We start from the raw sequence: 21703 nt of genomic DNA on the forward strand, positions 1-21703 counted from the left end.
TCTTTACAGCATGGTGAGCGCTGCGGAGATTACCCCTGTGGACCCCTCCGCTCCTGGCCGGCCGGCGCGCGCGCTGGCGTTCCTGGGCCGTCATCGGGTGTTCGCCGCCGCATTCGCCTTGGGCGGGGTGCTGCGGCTCGTCACCATGCTCGGGTACGGCCCGGCGATGTGGTTCAACGACTCCTACGAGTACGTCTCCGTCGCGCTGCACCCCAGGCCACACCCCATCCGGCCCGACGGTTACGGGTTCTGGCTGCTGCTGCTCAAGCCGTTCCACAGCTTCTCCTTGGTGACCCTGTCCCAGCACCTGATGGGCCTGGCCACGGGCGCGCTCATCTACGCGTTGCTGCGCCGGAAATTCGGCCTGCCGAAATGGGGGGCGACGCTCGCGGCCGTCCCGGTGCTGTTCGACGCCTACCAGATCCAGCTCGAACAGCTCGTCATGTCCGACACGCTGTTCACACTGCTGGTCGTGGGCGTGGTCACGATGGTCCTGTGGAACCGGCGGATGTCGTGGAAGCTGGGCGTGGTCGTCGGGCTGCTGCTCGCGCTGACCGCGCTGACCCGCTCGATCGGCCTGCCGATCCTCGTCCTGGTCGTCGCCTACCTGCTGATCAAGCGGACCGGGTGGAAGGCGATCGTGTCCGTGATCATGGCCTGCGCGGTTCCGGTCCTGGCCTACATGGGTTGGTTCTCCACAAACTTCGGCAAATTCGCGATGACCAACAGCGACGGGCTCATCCTCTACATGCGCACGGCGATCTTCGCCGACTGCAACAAGATGCACATCGACAAATACCGGGAGCTCCAGATGCTCCTGCTGTGCATCAACGATCCGGTCAATCAGCGCAAGGACTACGCGCAGTGGTACCTGTGGGGCCAGGGCAACGGTGACGGCCAGGGCACCGGCGAGGTGCTGCACCGCTGGGGCGCGGGCAAGAAGTTCACCGACATCACCAACGAGGCCGCCAGCGCGTTCGCCACACGGGCGATCGTCTCGCAGCCCGGCGACTATCTGAAGGTGGTCGCGCGCGACTTCTTCCGCGCCTTCAACTGGGGCAGGCCGCGCTTCCCTGATGAGAAGACGTACAACATGTATCGCTTCATCCCGTTCTACGAGCTCGATGACAGCGGCAATCCCAAGCGCCTGCCCCAGTGGCCCTCCTTCCAGGGCAGGACCGACACCGACGCCTACACATACGAGCAGGGCCCGCCGGAGACGAGGATCGTCGCGCCATGGGCGCAGATCATGAGCGGCTACCAGCAGGTGGTCTACCTGCCCGGCATCGTGCTGGGCGGCGTGATGCTGATCGGCCTGTACGGCACGGTGGTCCGCTGGCGCAAGTTCGGCGGCCCGGTGATCCTGCCCTGGCTCGGCGCGTTCGGCCTGCTGCTCGCGCCCGCCGCGACGGCGGAGTTCGACTACCGCTATGTTCTGCCGGCGGTCCCTCTGGCCTGCATCGCGGCGGCGGTCACCCTGCGCCGCGGCGTCACTTGGGTGCGCGCTCGACCCAAGAACGCGTCAGCATCCGAGCCCACCACTGTGCCTGCGTGAGCGTCTCGGCCACCAGCACCGGATAGAGCCACCAGAAGTTGATCAGCACGATCAGCGTGAACGCCCCCACGGCCGCGGCCCCCACCGCCCGCCGTGCGGGTGAGGCGCTCTCCTTCCCGATCACCAGCCCCGCGACCAGGACGAGCGCCAGGACCATGAACGGCACCACGGGGATCATGTAGAAGAGGTACATCGTCCGCTTGTCGGCGATGGCGTAGTAGAACCAGGGCAGCCAGCCGGCGGCGTAGGCCAGCAGCACCGCCCCGGCTCGCCAGTCGCGCGTGGCGACGTACCAGGCGATGAGTCCCAGCAGGGCCAGCGCGGCGGCGTACCAGAGCGCGGGCGTGCCCGCCCCCACCACGGCCTGCGAGCACTTGTCGGCCCCGCACGCCGAGCCCGGCAGGTCCGTCGGGTAGAAGAAGGAGACCGGCCGCAGCAGCATCGGCCAGGTCCACGGATCCGACTTGTACGGGTGGTAGTCGTGCAGGCCGGTGTGATAGCCGAGCACCTGCACCTGATACTGCAGCCACGACCGCACCGAGTCGACGACGAAGAACATCGGCCCCGACGACGTCGCCTGGTCCCAGTTACGCCCGTAGCCGCCCGCGGTGACGAACCACCCCGTCCACGAGGCCACGAAGGTCAGCGCGGGCACCAGCCCGAGCGCGGCCAGCCACGACGGCGCGTCCAGCGAGAGCGCCCCCTGGTACGGCCGGCGCAACCCGACGGCCCGCCTGGCCCCCATGTCCCACAGCAGGCTCATGACCGCGAACGCGACCAGGAAGAACAGCCCCGACCACTTCACCGCGCAGGCCGCGCCCAGGCAGACCCCGGCGGCCAGCCGCCACGGCCGCAGGCCCAGCCGCGGCCCGGCCGGGGTGAGCGGCGAGCTGTCGTACCAGTCGGCCAGGCGCCGCCGTGACCAGTCGCGGTCGGCCACCAGGCAGGCGAACCCGGCCAGCACCCAGAACATCAGGAAGATGTCCAGCAGCGCCGTCCGCGACAGCACCAGATGCAGCCCGTCCAGCGAGAGCAGCAGCCCGCCCAGGCAGCCGAGCAGCGTCGAGCGGGTCATCCGGCGGGCCACGCGGGCCAGGATGAGGATCGACAGCGTCCCCACGACCGCCGCGGCGAACCGCCAGCCGAACGGGTTCACGCCGAACAGCCACTCCCCCAGCCCGATCATCCACTTGCCCAGCGGCGGATGGGCGACGAACGAGGCGCAGTCCGTCGTATTGGGGCAGTGCTTGAAGATGTCGAGGTCGCCGGTCATCAGCCGGCGGTCGGCCACCGGGTTCTTGTTGTCGCCGAGCGTGAGCCGCTCCACCCCGAACCTGAGCAGCGAGTAGGCGTCCTTGAGGTAGTACGTCTCGTCGAAGACGACGGCCCGCGGCTCGCTCAGCCTGACGAACCTGAGTATCCCGCCGAACAGGGCGACCGCGATCGGGCCCAGCCACCCCCACAGGGCGGTTCCCTGCATCGGCGGCACCAGCCTGTGGGCGGAAGACCCCCAATTCTTCACGATGTGCACCCTATGGCGTGGGTGATCTCCTGTGAACCGCGTCGTAGAGCTCCCGCTTGGGCAGACCCGCCTCCTTGGCCACGTCGGCGACGGCCACCTTGCGCAGATCCCCACCGGCCACCCGGCGGTCCACCTCCGCGACCAGCGACTCGATGTCGGGCTCGGTGTCGTCCATGACGTGACCGGCGACGACCACGGTGATCTCGCCCTTGACGCCCGCCGCCGCCCAGGCGGCCAGCTCGCCCAGACCGCCGCGCCGTACCTCCTCGTAGGTCTTGGTGAGCTCGCGGCAGACCGCGGCCCTCCTCTCCTGACCGAACGCCTCCGCCATCGCCTCCAGCGAGCTCTGGAGCCGGTGGGGCGCCTCGAAGAACACCATCGTGCGCTCCTCCTTGGCCAGCGCCGCCAGACGGCGGCCACGCTCGCCCGATTTGCGCGGTGGGAAGCCCTCGAAGCAGAACCGGTCGCTCGCCAGGCCGGAGACGGCCAGCGCGGTGGTGACGGCGCTCGGGCCCGGCAGCGCGGTGACCGTGATGCCCTCCTCGACCGCCAGGTGCGTGAGGCGGTATCCGGGGTCCGACACGCCCGGCATGCCGGCGTCGGTGATGACCACCACCGTCTGCCCCTGCTTGAGGATCTCGACGAGCTCCGCCGCGCGTCCGGCCTCGTTGGCGTCGTAGTAGGAGACCACCCGCCCGCCGATCTCCACGCCGAGCTCGTTGGCCAGCCTCCGCAGCCGTCTGGTGTCCTCCGCCGCCACCACGTCCGCCTTCTCGAGCACCTCGCGCAGCCGTGGCGAAACGTCACCCGCCTGTCCGATGGGGGCCCCTGCCAGCACCAACTTGCCCTCTACTGTCACCCGGCCATTGTGGCAGGGCATGCCGATAAGACCCTGTTTCCTGGGTAAGCACTGGCTTGAGGCCCGTACGATGTCCGAATGGCGGTGACCGATTTCCCGTACCAAACCTTTGGCCAGTCGGATGGCCAACCGGCGGCGGACGAGAGCAGTCCCGGGACGCGATCCATCCGAGATCGCCTGGTCCCGCCGATGCGCGGCAGCGTGCTGTGGGGCTGGCTGGGGCCGCTGTTCGTCACCGTCTTCGGCGGGGTGCTGCGCTTCATGGGGCTCGGCCACCCCAACGCCGTGGTCTTCGACGAGACCTACTACGCCAAGGACGGCTATTCGCTGATCACGTGGCTCGTGGAACGGGTCACGATCAAGGACGCCGACAAGGCGCTCATCGCCGGCAACACCGACATCTGGCAGAAGTGCACCGAGGCGACACTCGACAAGTGCGCTTCCTATGTCGTCCACCCGCCGCTGGGCAAGTGGATGATCGGCGCTGGCGAGTGGCTGTTCGGCATGAACCCCTACGGCTGGCGGTTCGCCGCGGCGGTCATCGGGACGCTGTCGATCCTGGTCCTGGCCCGGGTGGCCCGCCGGATGACCCGCTCGACGCTGCTCGGCTGCTTCGCCGGGCTCCTGCTCGCCCTCGACGGGCTGCACTTCGTGCTGTCGCGCACGGCGCTGCTGGACATCTTCCTGATGTTCTGGGTGCTGGCCGGGTTCGCCTGCCTGGTGGTCGACCGCGACCGGGCGCGCGAGCGGCTGATCGACTGGTACGAGACGTCGCCGCTGTCGCCGCAGGGGCCCTGGCTGGGGCTGCGGCCGTGGCGGATCGCCGCGGGCGTCTGCCTCGGGGCAGCCATGGCGGTCAAGTGGTCGGGGCTGTTCTTCGCGGTGGCCTTCGCCGTCATGTCGCTGCTGTGGGACTTCGGCGCGCGGCGGGCCGTCGGCCTGCGCCAGCCCTATGCCGGCGCCCTCGCCAAGGACGTGCCGACCGGTCTGGCCGCCTTCGCGCTGGTCCCGTTCGTGACGTACATGGCCACCTGGGTCGGCTGGTTCGCCACCGCGACCGGCTACGGCCGCAACTGGGACCAGGCCACCTCGTCGGGCCCGATCTACTTCGTCTTCGACTCGATGCGGTCGTGGGTCCAGTACCAGTGGCAGGTCTTCTCCTTCCACAACGGGCTGGCGACCTCGCATCCGTACATGTCGGATCCGTGGCAGTGGCCGCTGCTGCTGCGCCCGGTCGCCTTCTACTACGAGGGCAAACAGACCGGCTGCGGCGCCAAGGACTGCTCCGAGGCCGTGCTCGGCGTGGGCACCCCGGTGATCTGGTTCGGCGCGCTGGCCGCGCTGATCGGCCTGATCGCCTGGTACGTCGCCACGCGTGACTGGCGGGCCGGCGCGGTGCTGCTGGCCTACGCGATGGGCTGGCTGCCCTGGTTCTACTTCGCCATCGCCCAGAACCGCACGATGTTCCTGTTCTACGCGGTGCCGATGGTGCCGTTCATGGTGCTGGCCATCACGCTGTGCGCGGGTTTGCTGATAGGCCCCTCAGCGAAGACGGCGGGTGGGGCTGTACCGTTGAGGCGAACGCTCGGGGCTGCGGCCGTCGGCGCGTTCGCGCTTCTGGCACTGATCAACTTCTGGTGGCTGCATCCGGTTTTGTCCGCCGAGCTGATCCCCTACACCGAGTGGAAGGCAAGGATGCTCTTCGACAAGCGGTGGATATGACCCGGTTACAGTTCCATATTTACTAATTTCATAGGGTAGTCGCAGTGCAAGACCCAATACGCACCGGTTTCGGTCATCGTCAGGCCCGGGGTCGATACGGCAAACTTCGAGGCATGAGTGCACCAGACGTCACCGCCCTGCTCGCCGAGTTGGAGCGCTCCGAGCCGGATCTGGCCGAAGAGGCCAGGACCGCCGTGGAGTGGTTGACCGGCGGGGAGCCGCTGGAGACGGTTACTCAGCTCGACGTCTGCGAGTTCCTCTGGTACACGTTGCCGCTCAAGGTCGGCGGCGACCACGTGCGGCTGGCCCATTCCCTCGGCCGGCTGCTGCAGCTCGGCGGGCTCGAACGCTACGCCGCGCTCTGTGAGTCGACGACCACGACGCAGATCCTGCGTACCTACGCCCGCGAGGGCGAGGACGCGGGCACGAGCGCTTACCAGGTGGCGCTCGAAGCCACCGGCGTGCTCCCACCCGACGTACCCGATCTGCAGTGGAGCATGATCATGGGCCCCGAGGAGCTGGGCGCGCACGTCGCCTGCTCCGCGGCGCTGGAGCTGGCGATCATCTCGGGCGAGAGCGTCGATCCCGGCGCCCTCACCAAGCGCTGGCTGACCGAGCCACGGACCGAGCTCGGCGGCGACAGCTGGCTGCACCGCGTACACGGTGAGCGGCTCAACCGCTGGGTGCTCGGCCGCGGTCCGGCCCGGCGGGAGCTGGCCCAGCCGTTCGAGGTGCGACTGCACGCTCCGGTGTCGGTCCAGCCGCTGCCCGGGCTCCACGGCCTGCTGTCGCTGGCCGCCTCGGAAGGGAGCCTGCCCATGCGGCTGGCCCCGTCGGCGGAGGCGCTCCGGCTGCGCGAGCTGGCCGAACGGGACCTGGGTGCGATCAGCCGCGACGGCGCCCGGCTGTCGATCACCGAACACGGCAGGCGGCTGCTCGACTCGCCCGAGGCCATGTGGGACGCGGTCGCCCGGCTGCTCCTGGCCAGGGGCGAGCACGAGTTCGAGGTCTCGGCGCGTGAGGCCGCGCTCATGCTGCTCGCCGACGGCGCGCTGATGTCGCCGGCCGAGCTGCGCGAGCGGGTGGCGGAGGTGGTCGGCGGCGAGGGCTGGCATCCGGCGACGAACCTTGAGGACATCGCCACACCGGTCATCGAGCTGGTCGGGCAGCTGACCGCGCTCGGCCTGGCGTTCGCCGACGATCTCGCCGTACGGGTGACCCGGCCCGGTCAGCTCGCGGCCCTGGCCGCGCTCCGCGCCCACGCGCTGCGGCCGAGGCAGTATGTGAGCGCGGCCTGACACCCGGTCCTTCTAAGGGGCGCTGACGCGGCGGATGGCCTGCTTGAAGGCGGGGCATTCGACGAGCGGGTCGTGGTCGCAGACCGCCGCGTGACGCAGGCTGTCACGCAGCCGGGTGAGTTGCGCGATCCGCTCGTCCACCGCGCGCTCCTTGGCGGCCATCCCCTCACGCAGCACGGCGTCGGACGGCCCGGCGCGCAGGAACGCGGCGATCTCGGCGAGCGTGAACCCGGCGTCGCGCGCGCAGGTGACCAGCGCCAGCCGTTCGAGTGTCGCGGGCAGGTACGTGCGGCGCAGGCCGTTGCGTCCGACGGCCGTGATGAGCCCCTTGCGCTCGTAGAACCGCAGGGCCGACGGCGCCAGACCGGACTGCCGCGCCACCTCTCCGATGTCCAGCAACGTCTCGTCCACACTCGCTCCTTGACTTGAACCGCGCTTCAAGTAGGAGTCTAGGACACATGAAAATTCATCACCTCAACCTCGGCTCGATGCGCGAGATCGATTCGACCGAGTCCCTGCCCTCCGCGCCCGCCGTCTGCCACGCCCTGCTCGTCGAGACCCCCGACTCGGGGCTCGTGCTGGTGGAGGCGGGGCTGGGGCTGGGCGACGTGACACGGCCCGGCGAGACGCTCGAAACCGAGTGGGTCGAGCTGGTCGGGCCCGCGCTCCTGCCTGCGGAGACCGCCGTCCGGCAGATCGCCGCGCTCGGCCACGACCCGGCGGACGTACGCCACATCCTGCTGACCCACCTGGACGTCGACCACAGCGGCGGGCTGCCCGACTTCCCGCAGGCCGAGGTGCACGTCATGGCGGCCGAGCTGCAGGCGGCGCTCACGGAGGCGCCGAACCGCCGCTACCGCCCCAGCCACTGGGCGCACGGCCCGCGCTGGGTCACCTATCCCGGCACCGGTGACACCTGGTACGGGGTGGAGGGCGTACGGCCTTCGACGTTCTCCACGGACTTCCTGATGGTGCCGCTCGGCGGGCACACCCTGGGCCACGCGGGTGTGGCGGTCAGGGACGGCGACCGGTGGCTGCTGCACGCCGGTGACGCCTACTTCTACCACCGCGAGCTGTCACCCGACGAGCCGCTCTCGCATCCGCTGATGGACATCGTGCAGCTCGACTCGCAGGTGGACGAGGAGTCGCGGCTGACGAGCCAGGCCCGGCTGCGGGACCTGGCGAACCTGCACGGAGTGGCGGTGTTCTCCGCGCACGACCCCTGGGAGCTAAGCCGTATGGCTTGAGGTCTGGTCAGTTTCCGTTGGGCGCGTTCTACTGGGCATGAACCGGTTATCGCCCGCGCACGTATCTCTGGCTGCCCGGCCACCGCGGCGCGCAGAACGCGGTGGCCGGGCCCGGAGCCTACAGCTCGCAGTTGATCTCGCTTTCGCCGTTGCAACTGTCGGTGTCGCCACCGCCGTCGATCCGGTCGATCCCGGCGCCACCGCTCAGCCGGTCGTTGCCGGCCAGACCACGGATCTGGTCGTCGCCCGCACCCCCGTTGATCACGTCGTCACCGAAGCCCCCCGCGAGCAGGTCGGCCTTGGAGCCGCCGTTGACCGTGTCGGCGCCGTTGTCGCCGGACAGCGTGCTCGGCAGGGTGGTGTTGTTGCGGATCGCGTCGTTACCGGCCCCCGCGAACACGTCGACGCGAGTGATCCCGCTCGCCGGGCAGCGCACCCCTGCCCCCAGTTGCTGGCAGCCGGGGCCGGCGGCGACCGATCCCAGCGTGTTGCCGACGGTGATGAAACCGCCGAGGGAGCTGACGTCGATCCCGTCGGCCACCGCGCTGCCGTTGACGAGGATCCTGGTCCCGTCCACCTGCGCGTTGACCGTCGCCGCCGACGCCGGACCGGCCAGCGCTGTGGCGCCGGCGAACAGCACGGTGACGAACCCCAGGGCCATGCCCGTGTTGCGGAGCAGAGTGTTTCTGCTGAACATCTGTGTTTCCCCTCGATGTGTGTTCCGAGCCCCGCATCACTGTGATGCACCCGCCGGTGGCGCTCCGCGCAGAACGACGCAGTGGCGTCGCGTACTCGTTCGTTGACTACCCCTCCCGCCGCTTGGCGCTGAATCATTCTGAATCATCGGACTTGCGGCGGCGACGCCTGGACCAGGGATCCTCGCTACGACCAGGGCAACGCAGCAGCGCGCCCTGGTTTGACGTATGCGACATTAGCTGATTTAGTGCTTCATCAATTGGCATCAAACTGGTTCGTAGGGAATGGGTGCGCCGGATGCTGTCGAGGGTGCTGAGCGGATGAACACAGTCGCGAGTGACGGCGCCGAACACCGCACCAAGCGCGAGCGTCTCGCGACGGAGCTGCGGCGCCTGCGCGACCAGGCCGGGATCTCCGGGCGAGACCTGGCGCACCGGGTCGGCATCAGCCAGTCCAAGGTGTCACGCATCGAGTCCGGGACCGTGATCCCTTCACTGCCGGAAGTGACGGCATGGGGCGCGGCGGTGGAGGCCTCGACGCAGACCAGGGAATGGCTGACCGATCTCACCGAAGCGGCGTTCACCGAGATGCACACCTGGCGGGCCGCGCTACAGCGGCAGGCGCACCTGCAGGACGAGATCCGGGAGCAGGAAGACCAGGCGCAACTGATACGCGGATTCCAGCCCACCCTCGTCCCGGGGCTGTTGCAGACCGCCGAGTACGCCCGGCGCGTCTTCTCGCTGTTCGACCCGCCGTACTCCGAGAGCGCACTGTCCATGGCCGTCTCGGCTCGTTTGCAACGACAGCTCGCACTCTATGAGGAAAGCCGGAGTTTCGAATTCCTCATTACCGAGGCGGCCCTGAGGTGCCGCCCGGGACCGCCCAAACTCCTCCTGGCCCAATTGGACCGGATAGCCTCACTCAGCACCCTGGAGAACGTCAGCATCGGGTTGATACCGCACAACACAGAAGCACTTGTCTGCCCACCGCATGGTTTCACCGTCTACGAGAGCGACGGCAGCGCGGCGGATACTTTTGTGGAGATAGAGACGGCGCATGTGAGATTGACCGCCGGACACGCCGACGACATCGCGGTCTATCAGCGGCAGTGGTCCCTGCTGAGCGAGATGGCCATCTTCGACGACGAGGCGCGGGAGTTCCTCGCCGGGGTCAGCGCCGACGTCCGCGCCACGGCCCGGTGACCCGTGCCTCGCCGCGTCCGCCGCGGAGCTCGGCCCTCACCTCAGGTCGAACTCGCCGGCGTGCACCCCGGCGAGAAACGCGCCCCACTCCGCGCCACTGAAGTAGAGGACGGGCCCCTCGGGGTCCTTGGAATCGCGGACCGCGACCTCGTCTTCACCCAAAGCGACCTCCACGCAGCCGCCGCCGTTGTCACTGAAGGTCGCCTTGAACCATGCGGTGCGCGCCGACCGGATTTCCTTGGCAGTGCCCATTATTTCTCCCCTGTTCGTTTCGGGGAGCCTTGGGCCCCCCAGGGCTGCCAGAGGAATTCTATGAATGCTTTTAGTCATATCCAATACGCGCACGACGAAGGAGTTGGGCGATGCAGTTTCGATTGTTGAACGGTGTGGAGGCGTACCGGGACGGTGTGCGGGTTTATGTCGGGGACCGAAAACAACGTTTGATGCTGGCTTTACTCCTGCTGGCGGGGGCGCGGCCGGTCACCATGGAGGAGCTGATCGACAAGATCTGGGGCGCGGAGCCGATAAGCAGCGCGCGCAAGGTCATCCAGCACTATGCGAGTGACCTGCGTGCTCATCTGGGCCATTCCAGCGGGCCGGGGTTGGGTGACATGCTGCCCAAGTACCAGGGCGGTTACCGGTTGCTGGCCGACCGGAACCAGGTCGACGTGTACCGCTTCCGCGATCTGGTGAACGACGCCCAGCCGCTGATCTGCCGGGACGACGAGCAGGCCGTACGGATCCTGCGTGACGCCCTTCGGCAGTGGGGCACCCGCGGCCTGCGGGCCGGCGAGCCGCTCAGCGGCCTGACCGGTCAGTCCGCGGCGAACGCCCGGACCAAGCTGCAGGCGGAACACCGCGCCGCGGTGATCGACTGCCTGGAGGCCGAGCTACGGCTCGGGCACCACGCGCGGCTCGTCCCGGAAATCCTGGATCTCGCCAGCGCCGGGGCGCCCGACGAGCAGCTCACCGGCCTGCTCATGCTGGCCTGTCATCGAGCCGGCCGGTCGGCCGAAGCCCTCGGCGCGTTCGCCGAACTGCGGAAACGGCTGGCCGACGAGCTCGGGGCCGACCCGGGCCCGGACATCGAGGACCTCCACCAGCGCATCCTCCAGCAGGACCCGGGCCTCAGCGATGCGCACCGATTCACCCCCTCCGGAGCGGAGGCGCGATCCGCTCGTGAGACCGCGAAGAGCGCCGTCCTCCGGGTGGCCGAGGCCGCCAGGAAGGGCGAGGTGAAGACGAGCGAGTAGCCGGCCCGCCGGTCAGGCAGCCGCTCACCCGATCCCCCGGCGGCACGTGGGGCGCGCCGGGTCCGGGTCCATGTAGATAATCCAGAACGAAACTAATTGGTAGACTAGGGGCATGACTGCCATGGCCCCTACCCGCTCAGCGCCGGACCTGTCGTACCTGCTGGACCACACCAGCCACGTCCTGAGAACCCGGATGGCGGCGGCGCTGGCCGAGATCGGGCTGACGGCGCGGATGCACTGCGTGCTCGTGCACGCCCTGCAGGAGGAGCGCACGCAGATCCAGCTCGCGGAGCTCGGCGACATGGACAAGACCACGATGGTGGTCACCGTCGACGCCCTGGAGAAGGCGGGCCTCGCCGAGCGCCGCCCCTCCAGCACGGACCGGCGTGCCCGGATCATCGCGATCACCGAGAAGGGCGCCGAGGTCGCCAAGCAGAGCCAGGCGATCGTCGACAGCGTGCACCGGACGGCCCTGGACGCGCTGCCCAAGGATGAGGCCGAGGTGCTCCTGCGAGCCCTGAACCGCCTGGTGACGGAGCATCTGGCCGCCCCCGCCGAGGCCCCGCAAGGCGTCAGGCGGGCCCGACAGAAGTCCTGAAGCAGATCGTCTCTAACAAAACTATCTGCTATGGTCTCTCTTGTTGTCCCTTTGAGCAGGAGATGGCCATGTCAAATACCACCCCTTCCCGCTGGCTGGCACTCGCGGTGCTGTCCGCCGCGATGCTGATGACGGTCCTGGACGGCAGCATCGTGACCGTCGCGATGCCGGCCATCCAACGGGATCTGGGCTTCTCGCCCGCCGGGCTGAGCTGGATCGTCAACGCGTACGGGATCGCCTTCGGCGGGCTGCTCCTCCTGGCCGGCCGGTTGGGCGACCTCATCGGCCGCAAAACCATGTTCCTGGCCGGAAACGCGGTCTTCACCGCCGCGTCGCTGCTGGCCGGCGCCGCGACCGGGCCCGGCATGCTGATCGGCGCCCGATTCCTTCAGGGCATCGGCAGCGCCATGGCCTCCGCGGTCGTGCTGGGCATCCTGGTGACGTTGTTCACCGTGCCCAGGGAGCGGGCCAAGGCGATCGGCGTCTTCAGCTTCACCGGCGCCGCCGGCGCCGCGATCGGCCAGGTCCTGGGCGGGGTCATCACCGACGCGCTCAGCTGGCACTGGATCTTCTTCATCAACCTGCCGATCGGCCTGGCCACGATCGGGCTGGCGATCTGGGCGCTGCCGGGCGAGCGCGGGGCCGGACTGGCCGCCGGGGCCGACGTCATCGGCGCCGTGCTGGTCACCAGCGGCCTGATGCTGGGCATCTACACGGTGGTCAAGATCGAGCAGTACGGCTGGCTCGCGGCACACACCCTCGGTCTCGGCGCGGTGTCACTCGCCCTGCTGGCCGCGTTCGTCGTCCGTCAGTCGACCGCCAGAACCCCGCTCATGCCGCTGCGGATCTTCCACTCGCGCAATGTGTCCGGCGCCAACCTGGTCCAGATGCTGGCGCTGTCGGCCATGTTCTCCTTCCAGATCATCGTCGCGCTCTTCATGCAGAAGGTCCTCGGCTACAGCGCGCTCCAGACCGGCCTGGCGATGCTCCCCGCGGCGGTGGCCATCGGCGGCATCTCCCTGTTCGTCTCCGCCCGGCTCAACACCCGCTTCGGCGAGCGCCCCGTCCTGCTGGCGGGCCTGGCGCTCCTGCTCGGCGCGATGGGCTGGCTCACCCGCGTACCGGTGAGCGCGGACTACGTCACCGACCTGCTCCCGGTCATGCTGCTCATCGCGGGTGGCGGCCTGGTGCTCCCGGCGCTGACCACGCTCGGCATGTCCGGCGCCAAGGCCGACGACGCGGGCCTGGCCTCCGGGCTGTTCAACACCACCCAGCAGGTCGGCATGGCCATCGGCGTCGCGGTGCTGTCCACGCTGGCCGCCTCGCGCACCGAGGACCTGCTGTCCGCCGGCCAGAGCCAGGCGGTCGCGCTGACCGGTGGCTACACCGTGGCCTTCACCATCTCCGCCGCGCTGCTCGTGGCCGCCTTCATCGTCGCGCTCACCGTACTGCGGCAGCCCGCCGCCAAGGAGAACGAAGCGGTGCTCACCCCCGCTTAACTTCTGTGATCTGGGTAGCTGCTCCTGAGAACCACAAGGGGGCTGAACATGAGCAAGGCAGACAAGATCAAGGCCAAGGCGCAGGAAGTGAAGGGCACGGCCAAAGAGCGTGTCGGAGACGCCGCCGACGATACATCGCTGCAGGCCAGGGGGAAGACCGAGAAGGCCAAGGGCAACCTCAAGCAGGCGGGCGAAAAGGTGAAGGACGCCTTCAAGAAGTGAGCTGAACAGCGGAAGCCAGCCGGCTTCCGCTGTCTCATTCTGGGGGAAGCAGCGTCCCCAGTGGTCCGAGGTCGAGATTGAGATCGGATGGGGAAAGGCCGAAACGGTCGCACAGCTCGGTCATCGCTTCTTCCAGGCGCATCAAGGTCAGGCCCAGCGCCTCGATCTGTTCGTCCGACAGGTCTCCTTGCTCCATCCGTCGTACGCATTGACGCTCGACGAGCTGGCGTACCAGCTCGACTAGGGTGAGCACGAGGCGCGACAGGTCGCGTTCCACCGCCTCGGCGTCGGTCTCGATGCGTAGCCGTCTCGACGGCACCTTCTGCTCCGATGAAGCGGGCCTATTCTTCATCGGCGCCCCGTACCGACATGATCAGTGCGCGTATCGAGATGCGCACCAGGTCGATGTCCGCGATGGACAGGACGAGGTCGCCGCTCACGACGACCCCGCCCGCCAGCAGCCGGTCCAGGAGGTCCACCAGCGCCACCCGCTCGGGCGGCAGCCGGCCCTCCTCGGCGAGCACGGCACCGCGGGGCTGGTCAAGCGTCATCGCCTGTCTCCCCTCTGGACGGCTCGGCGAAGGCGGCGAAGGAGTACGGCGCCCATGGGCCGGTGAGCTGCACATCGATTCCCGGGCCGCGCAGCCCGCTGACGAGCCGCGCGAATTCCGCACCGCGGTCGAGATCGACGAGGTAGGCGCCGTTGAGAACCATCCACTCCGCACGACCCGAAAGCTGAGGGTCCTGGGGGCGATGGCGCTGGCTCGCGACCGCCACGGACTTGAGGACGTCATGGATGTGTTCGCCGCGTACGGCGGCTTGGCGCCAGTTCTCCTCGCGGCTACGCAGACTCGCCTGACGTTTCTTGAGGTAGGCCAGTCCCGGACTGGTCGCCCCCTCGTCTTTCTCGCCGCCTTCGCCGGAAGGCGGAGCAGTCGGATCGACGTACGCCTTCACCCCCCATTCCTGCCGGCCGGTGATCCGCGCGAGTGTCGCGGTGAAATCGTCATGGCGCCGGTCCAGGAGTTCCCGGATCTGGTCTTCGCCGCTGTAGACCGTGACCAGCCGTACCGGGGCCGTCGGGGTCGTCCGCGCGACCGCCTCGACCACGTGATGGTGCGCGCGGGCGGTCTCACTCAGCCAGTCCAGGTCTTCCATGGACCGCCGCAGCGGCTCTTCGCCGAACCGATCCAGCGGGACCGTGCTCACGTAGGCGACGAGACCGGCATGCGTGATCGCGCGGACCGCCTCGCCGGCCACACCCTTCAGGTTTTCAGCAGGTGCGGAGCCCTCGGCGCCCGTGACGGCGTACAGATAGGTGCCCGCGTTATTCATCTTGCTCTTCCACTTCAGCTTCAACTGTTCGCCTGCGCGCGGGCTCGACCTCGGCGGTCCGCCCGCGGGGCAGGGCGGTGCCCTCCTCCACCGCGGCGAGGCGGGCTCGGAGCCTGCGGTTCTCCTCGACCAGCTCCTGGTCCTTGCCGGAGAGCCAGGGATCGTGCTCCCACCAGTCGATACCCATCTCCCTGGCGGTGTCGACCGAGGCGATGATCAATCGGAGTTTGATGGTCAGCAGCTCGATGTCCAGGAGGTTCACGCGGATGTCTCCCGCGATGATGATGCCTCGGTCCAGGACCCGTTCCAGGATGTCGCCGAGGTTCGCCGGCTCGTGGCCGGAGGACAGGGAAGAGGTGGGCTGGCGTACGACGCCACCCGGCTCGGTCATCGCGGACCGCCCTCCTCGGTGGGGCCGCTGCCCCGCCTGTAACGCTGGAGCCTCCGGTAGGACAGCAGTTTTCCCTCCGGATCCAACTCCGCCTCGTACAGCGCGAGGATGTCGCCAGAGGATGGAATGCGGTGATCTTCCAATACCTCGACATTCACCACCCAGCCACCCTCGACCGGCTCCACCAGTGTGATGCCTTCCGGGTCCCCCCCGGCCAGATCGGCGATGTGACGCAGCCCCGCTTCGCCGGCCGCCGGCACCGACAGCCCGCGTGAACGGCGTTTGGGACGCGGCTCCGTCCGCCTCTCGTCGTTGACGTCGTCGCTTTCTTCCCGCGAGCCTTTCTCCGCCCGGATGTCGGCCGCCCGCTCTTCGCGGGCAGTGCGCCTGACAGGCACACGATCACCCCCCTTGTTCGTCATCCGGCGGCGTGGCGGCCTCGACCTAGTCGGGTCCGCCGGTCAACGGCTCAAGAGTCTCCTGCATCTCCTGAGCCTCTTCCTCTTCGGAGATCAGGCCGGCGGCTCTGGACCGCTCGACCTCCTCCAGCCGACGCCGGATCGCCGCCGGGTCGTGCAATTCCTGCTCCGCCTGCTCCTGGATCAGCTCGCCGAGCCTGATCACCGCCTTGACCGGTGCGAGCGGCCAGCCGAAAATGAGGCCGATCAGTCCCATCCCTCATCACTCCCCGGTCCGCGCGGTGATGAAGTCGTACGGTGCCAGCGGACCGAGCAGGCGCATCTCGACCCGGTCGGCCCATTGATCGGCGAACCCGTTCACGACCTCCTCCAGCTCGCCCTGCCGGTCCGTCTCCATGAGCACGGCCACATGAACGGCGTCCTGTTCATGCGATGGCTCCCGGATGACGGTGAAGACGGCGAGGGGAGCCACGGCCTCGACCAGGGTCTGCGTGTCGGCTTCGCGTTTGGCCGCGACCGCCTGGTTCACCAGCTCCCCGAGCCGGATCCGCGCATCCCGCGTCAGGTCCTCGGGCTTTCCCTGGATCTCCTCACGCAACTGGGCGACCTCTGGGAGCTCTCTCAGCACCTCGCGGAACAGCGTCTGCTCGACGTAGCGCCCTTTGACGACGTATTCGGCCCGCCCCTCCAGTTCGTCCAGCGCGCTGCGGAACTCATCGTGGTGGGGCGTCAACAGCTCGTCGACGACGGCTTCCGTGTTCGTCATCACCGCACCGAAGCGGATCGGAAGCACCGGAACCTCGGCGGCGGTGGCGTCGAGCAGGGCCTCGTGCCGGAACAGGTCGTCGGGGGTGCCCAGCGGGCGATCGAGCGCGACCTCGCTCACCAGAGCAGCGATCTCGCCATGCCGGACCAGCTTGATCTCTCCAGGTTCGTCCCCTACGCCCCGCGCGTCGCTGGACACCTCGACGTCCTCGGGTACGAGACCGTAGATGTAGACACCGGTGGTCTGGGCACGCTGCTCGGGCCCAGCGGCATCCGCGGCTTTCGCAGATTGCGCCATTTCAGCGCTCCTCTCGGTCGTGCCGCCGACTGCGCTTCTCTTCGCTTTTCTCGCCACGGTCACCGCCGACGAAGTCACCCAGCTTCTCCCCCGCCGCTTCCAGCACCCCTTGGGCGACGTCCTTGCTCTTACCGCTGATCTGGCCCTGCGACATGTCCTTCATGAGCTCGGGCAGGCCCTCCCCGCCGGACTCCGAAAGATCCGTCCGATTCACGGCCTCGGCGAAGCGCAAGTAGGTATCGACACTGGCCACGACGATCCGGGCATCGATCGTCAGGAGCTCGATGCCGACGAGTGAGACCCGGACGTACGCGTCGATGACAAGCCCCTTGTCGAGGATCGTGTCGATGACATCGGCCAAGCCTGACGGAGATGGACCGGCGGCTACTCCGCCTGACGCGGGTTGGACGGTCATTACTGTTCCCCTCGATCTTCGTGACGTGGCCCCGCGTCACGCACTCCGGCCACTGGTCCTGCGGCGAACCGGCCGCTCCTTGGCGGGAGCCTGCGGTGCTCTCCTCGGACGCCTTTGGGCGGCACGCGGCTTCTCTTCCGGCTCTTCCTCTTCCTCCGGCTCCTCTTCCTCTTCTTCTTCCTCCTCCTCTGGTTCCTCTTCTTCTAGCTCGTCTTCTTCTTCCTCCGGCGCTTCTTCTTCCTCTTCCGGCTCTTCCTCTTCCTCTTCCGCTTCCGCGCGCTCGCCCTCTTCCGGCTCCTCCTCTTCCGCTTCCGCGCGCTCGCCCTCTTCTGGTTCCTCTTCCTTTGCGGCCCGTTCCTCCTCGAGAGCCGTCTCGTGGTCCTTGACGACTTCGCCGTCGTGGATCACGCCGCGCCAACCGGCCTCCTCGATCTCCTCGGGATGCAGCATGGTCTGCGTCATGACATGCCGCCTGAAGTGCTTGAACTCCAGTCGTACCCGCCTGCCCTGCGCGCGCCAGATATTGCCGACGTGCTCCACCAGCCCCTTCGGGTGGTACTCGAGTACGAGCAGGACCCGGGTCAGGTTGGGTGTGAGGGCGTGGAAGCTGACGGCGCCGTCGACGTAGCCCTTGGGCCCCTTAGACCGCCAGATGATCCGTTCGTCGGGCACCTGCTCGACGATCTGCGACTCCCAGTTCCGATGGGACCAGAAAATCTGCGCCTTCCAGTCGAGCTTCTCCTCGGACTCGTTCCCTACGTGCTCCACCTTCTTCATGAAGGTGGGAAACTCCTGGAACTGCGTCCATTGGTTGTAGACGACCCGCACAGGAGCGCCGATGTCGAGCGCTTCACTGATGTTGACGAACCGCAGCTTCTTGTTCCCCTTGGTCAGGCCGCCCATCAGGCCCGAGAAGGCGCCTTTGACAGCACCCAGGCCGGCAGAGCCCAGGATCGAACCTTTGGAGGGCGAGCCATCCGACTTCTTCGATCCGGTGATCGCGCTTATCAGTCCGCCTCCGCCGTCGCCCGCCGCGTACTCGGTAAGCCGGCCGGTCATCCCTTCGACTCTGTCGGCCAGGGACTGCAGGCCTCGCTCAGCCAAGGCTTGGCCGAGGTTCTTGAGCTCTTGGGTGAGCTCGTTCGTCGGCAGCGCCTCCGTGACCTTCTTGAGGGGCTGAGTCTTCGGTGCTTGAGCCATCGAGCTCACCCCCGTGCTCTGCGGACGGGCCGCGTGGCCCGTGCGGGTTCGGCCTTGGGCCTTCTTCTTCGCGGCGCCGGCTTCGGGGGCGGCTCTTCCTCTTCAGGCTCTTCCTCCTCGTACTCGTCCTCCTCGTAGTCCTCTTCTTCGTCCGTGTCCTTGGGCGCGGTCGGCAGGCGCAACCCCTCGGCCCGCTCGTGCAGTCTCGTGGTCAGCGATTCGATCTGCCTGCTCGTCATGGCCACCGCCGCGGCCTTGCCGACCTCCATCAGCTCGCCGCGCAGGCGGCCGGTGATCTTCTCCAGCTCGGGCGACGTACCGAGCGCCTTGATCCCCTGCTGTAGCAGGCCCCCCTGGCCCCGCAGTCGACTGGCCAGTCCGGCGGCCGCCAGTGTGGTCGCCCAACGTAGCTTGTGGCGTCGGCCGAGGTAGTACCCCGCGGCGATAGCCAGCCCTATCTGGATTTTGTCTTTCATGACCAGCGCTCCTTGCGCTCGAACAACCGGTCTCCACCTGCCCGGAAACCGACAAACAAACACATGATCGGAAAAAACCGACAGATTTGACGTAAAGGGCGGCCCGAAATGGGCCGGCCAGGTATTCGCGTGGAGGGATGTGGCGTTTGACACCTCTTGTGGCTAACCGCTATCTATTGGCTAACCGTTAGGGGGGAGGGTGCATGGCCGAGTCGAGTGCTGTGGTGCGGGTCCGCAGCCTGGTAAAGGAGCATGGTCAGGGGCAGAGCCGGGTCCGCGCGGTTGACGAGGTCGACCTGGACGTACCCGATGGGGAGATGCTGGCGGTGATGGGGCCCAGCGGCTGCGGGAAATCCACCCTGCTGCATCTGCTGGGCGGGCTGGAGCGGCCCAACGGTGGGCAGATCTGGCTGGCCGGCCGACGCATCGACACCCTGAGCGAGCGGGCTCTGGCTCAACTGCGGCGCCGGTCGGTGGGATTCATCTTCCAGGCCTTCCATCTGATGGAGGAGCTGTCGGCGGCGGAGAACGTGGAGCTGCCCGCGCTGCTGGCCGGGAGTTCACCACGCGAGGCCAGGCGGCGCGGGCGCCTCCTGCTGGACCGGGTCGGGCTCGCCGGCCGCGCCCGGCATCTGCCTTCGGAGCTGTCCGGCGGGCAGCGTCAGCGTGTCGCCATCGCCCGCGCCCTGATCAACGAGCCGCTGCTCATGCTGGCCGACGAGCCGACCGGCAACCTCGACACCGCGGCGACCCGCGACATGCTGAGCATCTTCGACGAACTGCGCTCCGCCGGGCAGACTCTCGTGATCGTCACGCACGACGAGCGGGTCGCGGCCATCGCGGATCGGCTGATCTCCATGCGCGACGGGATGTTCGTCGATGACACCCGGATGGCCGGTGGCACCACGGGGTGGCTCGGCGGCCTGATCGGGCTGGAGGGCTGACCGCCGTGGGCCGCGCCGTACTCGTCGCCCGCCTCGTCATCGCCGACATCCGCCGGCACGGGGTCCAGTCCGCGATGCTCCTGCTCTCGATAACCGCCGCCACCGCGGCTCTGGCCCTGGGGCTGTCGCTGAGCGGGGTGACCGAGGCGATGTACCACCAGACTCGGCAGGCCACGGGCGGCCCGGACCTGGTGGCGGTGTCCGCAGGCTCCGACCTCTCGGCTCTGGCGTCGTTGAAGGACGATCCCGAGGTCTCCGCCCGCAACGGGCCGTACCGCATCGTGTACGCGTCGCTCACCGCGGGTGACGTCAAGGCGGGTGCGGTAGTGCACGTCGCCAGCGCGAAACCGGGGCCGGTGAACCGCCCGTTGGTGACCTCGGGCGGTTGGGTACACGGCGGAGCCGTGGTGGTCGAACGCGGCTTCGCCGCCGCTCTCGGCGTCCACGTCGGTGACCGCGTCACCATCTCCGGCCGGACGTTCACCATCGCCGGGATCGCCGTCACCGCGGCCGTCCCCGTCTATCCGTGGGCGCAGTTGAACGGCCCGGGCGGCGGGCCGACCGACTACAGCGGTCTGGTCTGGCTGGCCGAACGTGATGCCCGGGCAGTGGCATCACGAGACCTCCCGGTGACCACCGCCCTGGACCTGAAGCTACGCGACCCCGAGGCGACCTCGGCGTTCGTGGACTCCTACCGGGACCCGGCTTTCCCGGTGAACTTCTTCACCTGGCAGTTCATGATCGAGCAGGATTCGCACATGCTCAGGACCAGCCAGCCGATCCTGGTCGTCGGCAGTTGGCTGCTCGGCTTCCTGGCCATCACCGGTGTGGCCGCACTGGCGGCCGGACGTGCCGCCAAGCAGACGCGGCGGGTCGGACTGCTCAAAGCCGTCGGCGCCACGCCAGGACTGGTCGCCGTCGTCCTGTTCGCCGAATATCTGACCCTGGCGCTCCTGGCCGACGCCCTGGGACTCGTGGTCGCCCGCCTGGCCGCACCCGCCGTCTCCAACCCCACCGCCAGCCTGATCTCCGCCGCCTCCGGGCCGACCCGCGGCACGATCATCGCGACGACCGTCTTCGCCCTGCTGGTGGCGGCGCTGTCCACGCTCGGTCCCACCGTACGGGCCCTGCGCACCGCGACCGTCCCCGCGCTGGCCGACATCGCCCAGCGTCCGCGCCGCCGGGCCCTGTCGACCCCACTGTCCGCGTGGCTGCCCACTCCGGTCATGCTCGGGCTGCGCCTGATCGCCCGCCGACCGGGCCGCGCCGTGCTGCACGCGTGCGGCACCGCCACCACCGTCACCATGCTCACTGCGGGGCTGACCTTGAATGCCCAGCCCTCGAAGGGGTACGGCCCCACGCTGAGCAACCTGCGAGACGATCAAGCGCGCGAGCTGCTGCTGGCGGTCACCGCCGTCCTGATCGCACTCGCCGCGGTGAACATCATCACGCTCACCTGGACCCTGGCGGTGGAGGCCAGGGTGAACATGGCGATCACTCGTGCGCTCGGCGCCACCCCCGGGCAGGTCTCAGCCGGGCTGGCCGTCGCCCAGCTGCTGCCCGCCCTGCCCGGCGCTGTCGTCGGAGCGCCCATGGGCATCGTCCTGTACTGGGCCTTCAGCGTCGGAGAGCTGGTCCTGCCGTCCATCGGGTGGGTCCTCGCGGCCGCACTCGCGACCCTCCTGGCGACGGTGGCCCTCGCCTCCGTACCCGCACGTTTCGCGGCCCGCCGTCCCGTGGCACATACCCTCAGCGCCGACGCGGCCTGACCGGCCGGCCGGCCCTGT

Annotated in this window: 26 protein-coding genes; 11 read left to right on the forward strand and 15 right to left on the reverse strand. The window is 68.5% G+C overall.

Annotated elements, in window-relative coordinates; all coding sequences use genetic code 11:
* Nucleotides 1-10: 10 nt before the first annotated feature.
* Nucleotides 11-1555, forward strand: a complete 1545-nt coding sequence (locus ACGFNP_RS33140) for a hypothetical protein (protein ID WP_393325379.1) — start codon at nucleotides 11-13, stop codon at nucleotides 1553-1555.
* On the opposite strand, the gene ACGFNP_RS33145 is transcribed toward ACGFNP_RS33140, so the two are convergent.
* Together ACGFNP_RS33145 and rsmI are read right to left on the reverse strand one after the other, a co-directional pair.
* A complete protein-coding gene (locus ACGFNP_RS33145) occupies nucleotides 1491-3035 on the reverse strand; it encodes a phospholipid carrier-dependent glycosyltransferase (RefSeq protein ID WP_358328201.1) in 1545 nt (514 codons plus the stop codon). The genes ACGFNP_RS33140 and ACGFNP_RS33145 overlap by 65 nt on opposite strands.
* 52 nt (nucleotides 3036-3087) lie before the next feature.
* Entirely contained in the window at nucleotides 3088-3936 is an 849-nt protein-coding gene (gene rsmI / locus ACGFNP_RS33150) for a 16S rRNA (cytidine(1402)-2'-O)-methyltransferase (protein WP_393325381.1), read from the reverse strand.
* Between the two features lie 189 nt (nucleotides 3937-4125).
* Between rsmI and ACGFNP_RS33155 the strand changes: the two genes are divergently transcribed.
* Nucleotides 4126-5658, forward strand: coding sequence for a dolichyl-phosphate-mannose--protein mannosyltransferase (locus tag ACGFNP_RS33155; RefSeq protein ID WP_393325383.1), 1533 nt, complete (start codon nucleotides 4126-4128; stop codon nucleotides 5656-5658).
* A 113-nt stretch (nucleotides 5659-5771) separates the two neighbouring features.
* Nucleotides 5772-6956 (forward strand): hypothetical protein, encoded by a 1185-nt coding sequence (locus ACGFNP_RS33160; protein ID WP_393325385.1) that lies wholly within the window; start codon nucleotides 5772-5774, stop codon nucleotides 6954-6956.
* 12 nt (nucleotides 6957-6968) lie between these two features.
* On the opposite strand, the gene ACGFNP_RS33165 is transcribed toward ACGFNP_RS33160, so the two are convergent.
* Nucleotides 6969-7367, reverse strand: coding sequence for a MerR family transcriptional regulator (locus ACGFNP_RS33165; RefSeq protein WP_358328189.1), 399 nt, complete (start codon nucleotides 7365-7367; stop codon nucleotides 6969-6971).
* Between the two features lie 47 nt (nucleotides 7368-7414).
* Between ACGFNP_RS33165 and ACGFNP_RS33170 the strand changes: the two genes are divergently transcribed.
* Nucleotides 7415-8203: an MBL fold metallo-hydrolase gene (locus ACGFNP_RS33170; protein WP_393325387.1), complete on the forward strand. Its 789-nt coding sequence runs from the start codon at nucleotides 7415-7417 to the stop codon at nucleotides 8201-8203.
* Nucleotides 8204-8321: 118 nt separating this feature from the next.
* Here ACGFNP_RS33170 and ACGFNP_RS33175 read toward each other — a convergent pair whose 3' ends face one another.
* Nucleotides 8322-8900 carry a calcium-binding protein gene (locus ACGFNP_RS33175; protein ID WP_393325389.1) on the reverse strand — a complete coding sequence of 193 codons (579 nt, stop codon included), beginning with the start codon at nucleotides 8898-8900 and terminating at the stop codon, nucleotides 8322-8324.
* A gap of 319 nt (nucleotides 8901-9219) precedes the next feature.
* Between ACGFNP_RS33175 and ACGFNP_RS33180 the strand changes: the two genes are divergently transcribed.
* Entirely contained in the window at nucleotides 9220-10101 is an 882-nt protein-coding gene (locus ACGFNP_RS33180; protein WP_358328181.1) for a helix-turn-helix transcriptional regulator, read from the forward strand.
* A 36-nt stretch (nucleotides 10102-10137) separates the two neighbouring features.
* On the opposite strand, the gene ACGFNP_RS33185 is transcribed toward ACGFNP_RS33180, so the two are convergent.
* Nucleotides 10138-10353 carry a DUF397 domain-containing protein gene (locus ACGFNP_RS33185; RefSeq protein WP_393325392.1) on the reverse strand — a complete coding sequence of 72 codons (216 nt, stop codon included), beginning with the start codon at nucleotides 10351-10353 and terminating at the stop codon, nucleotides 10138-10140.
* 191 nt (nucleotides 10354-10544) lie between these two features.
* Here ACGFNP_RS33185 and ACGFNP_RS33190 point away from each other — a divergent pair, with 191 nt between their 5' ends.
* The 4 genes from ACGFNP_RS33190 to ACGFNP_RS33205 all read left to right on the forward strand — a co-directional run bounded on the left by ACGFNP_RS33190 (nucleotide 10545) and on the right by ACGFNP_RS33205 (nucleotide 13673).
* The gene (locus ACGFNP_RS33190) at nucleotides 10545-11354 is read left to right on the forward strand and encodes an AfsR/SARP family transcriptional regulator (RefSeq protein WP_358328175.1); all 810 of its coding nucleotides are present in this window, start codon (nucleotides 10545-10547) and stop codon (nucleotides 11352-11354) included.
* Between the two features lie 112 nt (nucleotides 11355-11466).
* Complete coding sequence (locus tag ACGFNP_RS33195; protein ID WP_358328172.1) at nucleotides 11467-11952, forward strand: MarR family winged helix-turn-helix transcriptional regulator; 486 nt, start codon at nucleotides 11467-11469, stop codon at nucleotides 11950-11952.
* Nucleotides 11953-12020: 68 nt separating this feature from the next.
* Nucleotides 12021-13451 (forward strand): DHA2 family efflux MFS transporter permease subunit, encoded by a 1431-nt coding sequence (locus ACGFNP_RS33200; protein ID WP_393325395.1) that lies wholly within the window; start codon nucleotides 12021-12023, stop codon nucleotides 13449-13451.
* A gap of 48 nt (nucleotides 13452-13499) precedes the next feature.
* Complete coding sequence (locus tag ACGFNP_RS33205) at nucleotides 13500-13673, forward strand: CsbD family protein (protein WP_393325397.1); 174 nt, start codon at nucleotides 13500-13502, stop codon at nucleotides 13671-13673.
* A gap of 34 nt (nucleotides 13674-13707) precedes the next feature.
* Here the strand turns inward: ACGFNP_RS33205 and ACGFNP_RS33210 are convergent, their stop codons facing one another.
* From ACGFNP_RS33210 to ACGFNP_RS33255, 10 genes are read right to left on the reverse strand one after another with little or no spacing between them, the layout of a single operon-like run.
* Nucleotides 13708-13992: a gas vesicle protein K gene (locus tag ACGFNP_RS33210; protein ID WP_358328163.1), complete on the reverse strand. Its 285-nt coding sequence runs from the start codon at nucleotides 13990-13992 to the stop codon at nucleotides 13708-13710.
* Nucleotides 13993-14014: 22 nt separating this feature from the next.
* Nucleotides 14015-14224 carry a gas vesicle protein gene (locus ACGFNP_RS33215; protein WP_393325399.1) on the reverse strand — a complete coding sequence of 70 codons (210 nt, stop codon included), beginning with the start codon at nucleotides 14222-14224 and terminating at the stop codon, nucleotides 14015-14017.
* Complete coding sequence (locus tag ACGFNP_RS33220) at nucleotides 14214-15008, reverse strand: GvpL/GvpF family gas vesicle protein (protein WP_393325401.1); 795 nt, start codon at nucleotides 15006-15008, stop codon at nucleotides 14214-14216. Before ACGFNP_RS33220 ends, ACGFNP_RS33215 begins: the two co-directional genes overlap by 11 nt.
* Nucleotides 15001-15399 (reverse strand): gas vesicle protein, encoded by a 399-nt coding sequence (locus tag ACGFNP_RS33225; RefSeq protein WP_393325403.1) that lies wholly within the window; start codon nucleotides 15397-15399, stop codon nucleotides 15001-15003. The genes ACGFNP_RS33220 and ACGFNP_RS33225 overlap by 8 nt, the downstream gene beginning before the upstream one ends.
* Nucleotides 15396-15797 (reverse strand): gas vesicle protein GvpO, encoded by a 402-nt coding sequence (gvpO, locus tag ACGFNP_RS33230; protein WP_393325405.1) that lies wholly within the window; start codon nucleotides 15795-15797, stop codon nucleotides 15396-15398. The genes ACGFNP_RS33225 and gvpO overlap by 4 nt, the downstream gene beginning before the upstream one ends.
* 46 nt (nucleotides 15798-15843) lie before the next feature.
* The gene (locus ACGFNP_RS33235) at nucleotides 15844-16074 is read right to left on the reverse strand and encodes a gas vesicle protein GvpG (RefSeq protein WP_358328148.1); all 231 of its coding nucleotides are present in this window, start codon (nucleotides 16072-16074) and stop codon (nucleotides 15844-15846) included.
* Nucleotides 16075-16080: 6 nt separating this feature from the next.
* Nucleotides 16081-16881: a GvpL/GvpF family gas vesicle protein gene (locus ACGFNP_RS33240; protein WP_358328144.1), complete on the reverse strand. Its 801-nt coding sequence runs from the start codon at nucleotides 16879-16881 to the stop codon at nucleotides 16081-16083.
* Nucleotide 16882: 1 nt separating this feature from the next.
* Entirely contained in the window at nucleotides 16883-17296 is a 414-nt protein-coding gene (gene gvpJ / locus ACGFNP_RS33245; RefSeq protein WP_358328141.1) for a gas vesicle protein GvpJ, read from the reverse strand.
* A gap of 36 nt (nucleotides 17297-17332) precedes the next feature.
* The gene (locus tag ACGFNP_RS33250; RefSeq protein ID WP_393325408.1) at nucleotides 17333-18496 is read right to left on the reverse strand and encodes an SRPBCC family protein; all 1164 of its coding nucleotides are present in this window, start codon (nucleotides 18494-18496) and stop codon (nucleotides 17333-17335) included.
* Nucleotides 18497-18501: 5 nt separating this feature from the next.
* Nucleotides 18502-18972, reverse strand: a complete 471-nt coding sequence (locus ACGFNP_RS33255) for a hypothetical protein (RefSeq protein WP_358328135.1) — start codon at nucleotides 18970-18972, stop codon at nucleotides 18502-18504.
* 203 nt (nucleotides 18973-19175) lie between these two features.
* Here ACGFNP_RS33255 and ACGFNP_RS33260 point away from each other — a divergent pair, with 203 nt between their 5' ends.
* Both ACGFNP_RS33260 and ACGFNP_RS33265 read left to right on the forward strand, forming a co-directional pair.
* Complete coding sequence (locus tag ACGFNP_RS33260) at nucleotides 19176-19916, forward strand: ABC transporter ATP-binding protein (RefSeq protein WP_393325411.1); 741 nt, start codon at nucleotides 19176-19178, stop codon at nucleotides 19914-19916.
* Between the two features lie 5 nt (nucleotides 19917-19921).
* A complete protein-coding gene (locus ACGFNP_RS33265; RefSeq protein ID WP_393325413.1) occupies nucleotides 19922-21685 on the forward strand; it encodes an FtsX-like permease family protein in 1764 nt (587 codons plus the stop codon).
* Nucleotides 21686-21703: the final 18 nt, after the last annotated feature.

Source organism: Nonomuraea sp. NPDC049269 (genome assembly GCF_043197155.1).
Taxonomy (GTDB): Bacteria; Actinomycetota; Actinomycetes; order Streptosporangiales; family Streptosporangiaceae; genus Nonomuraea.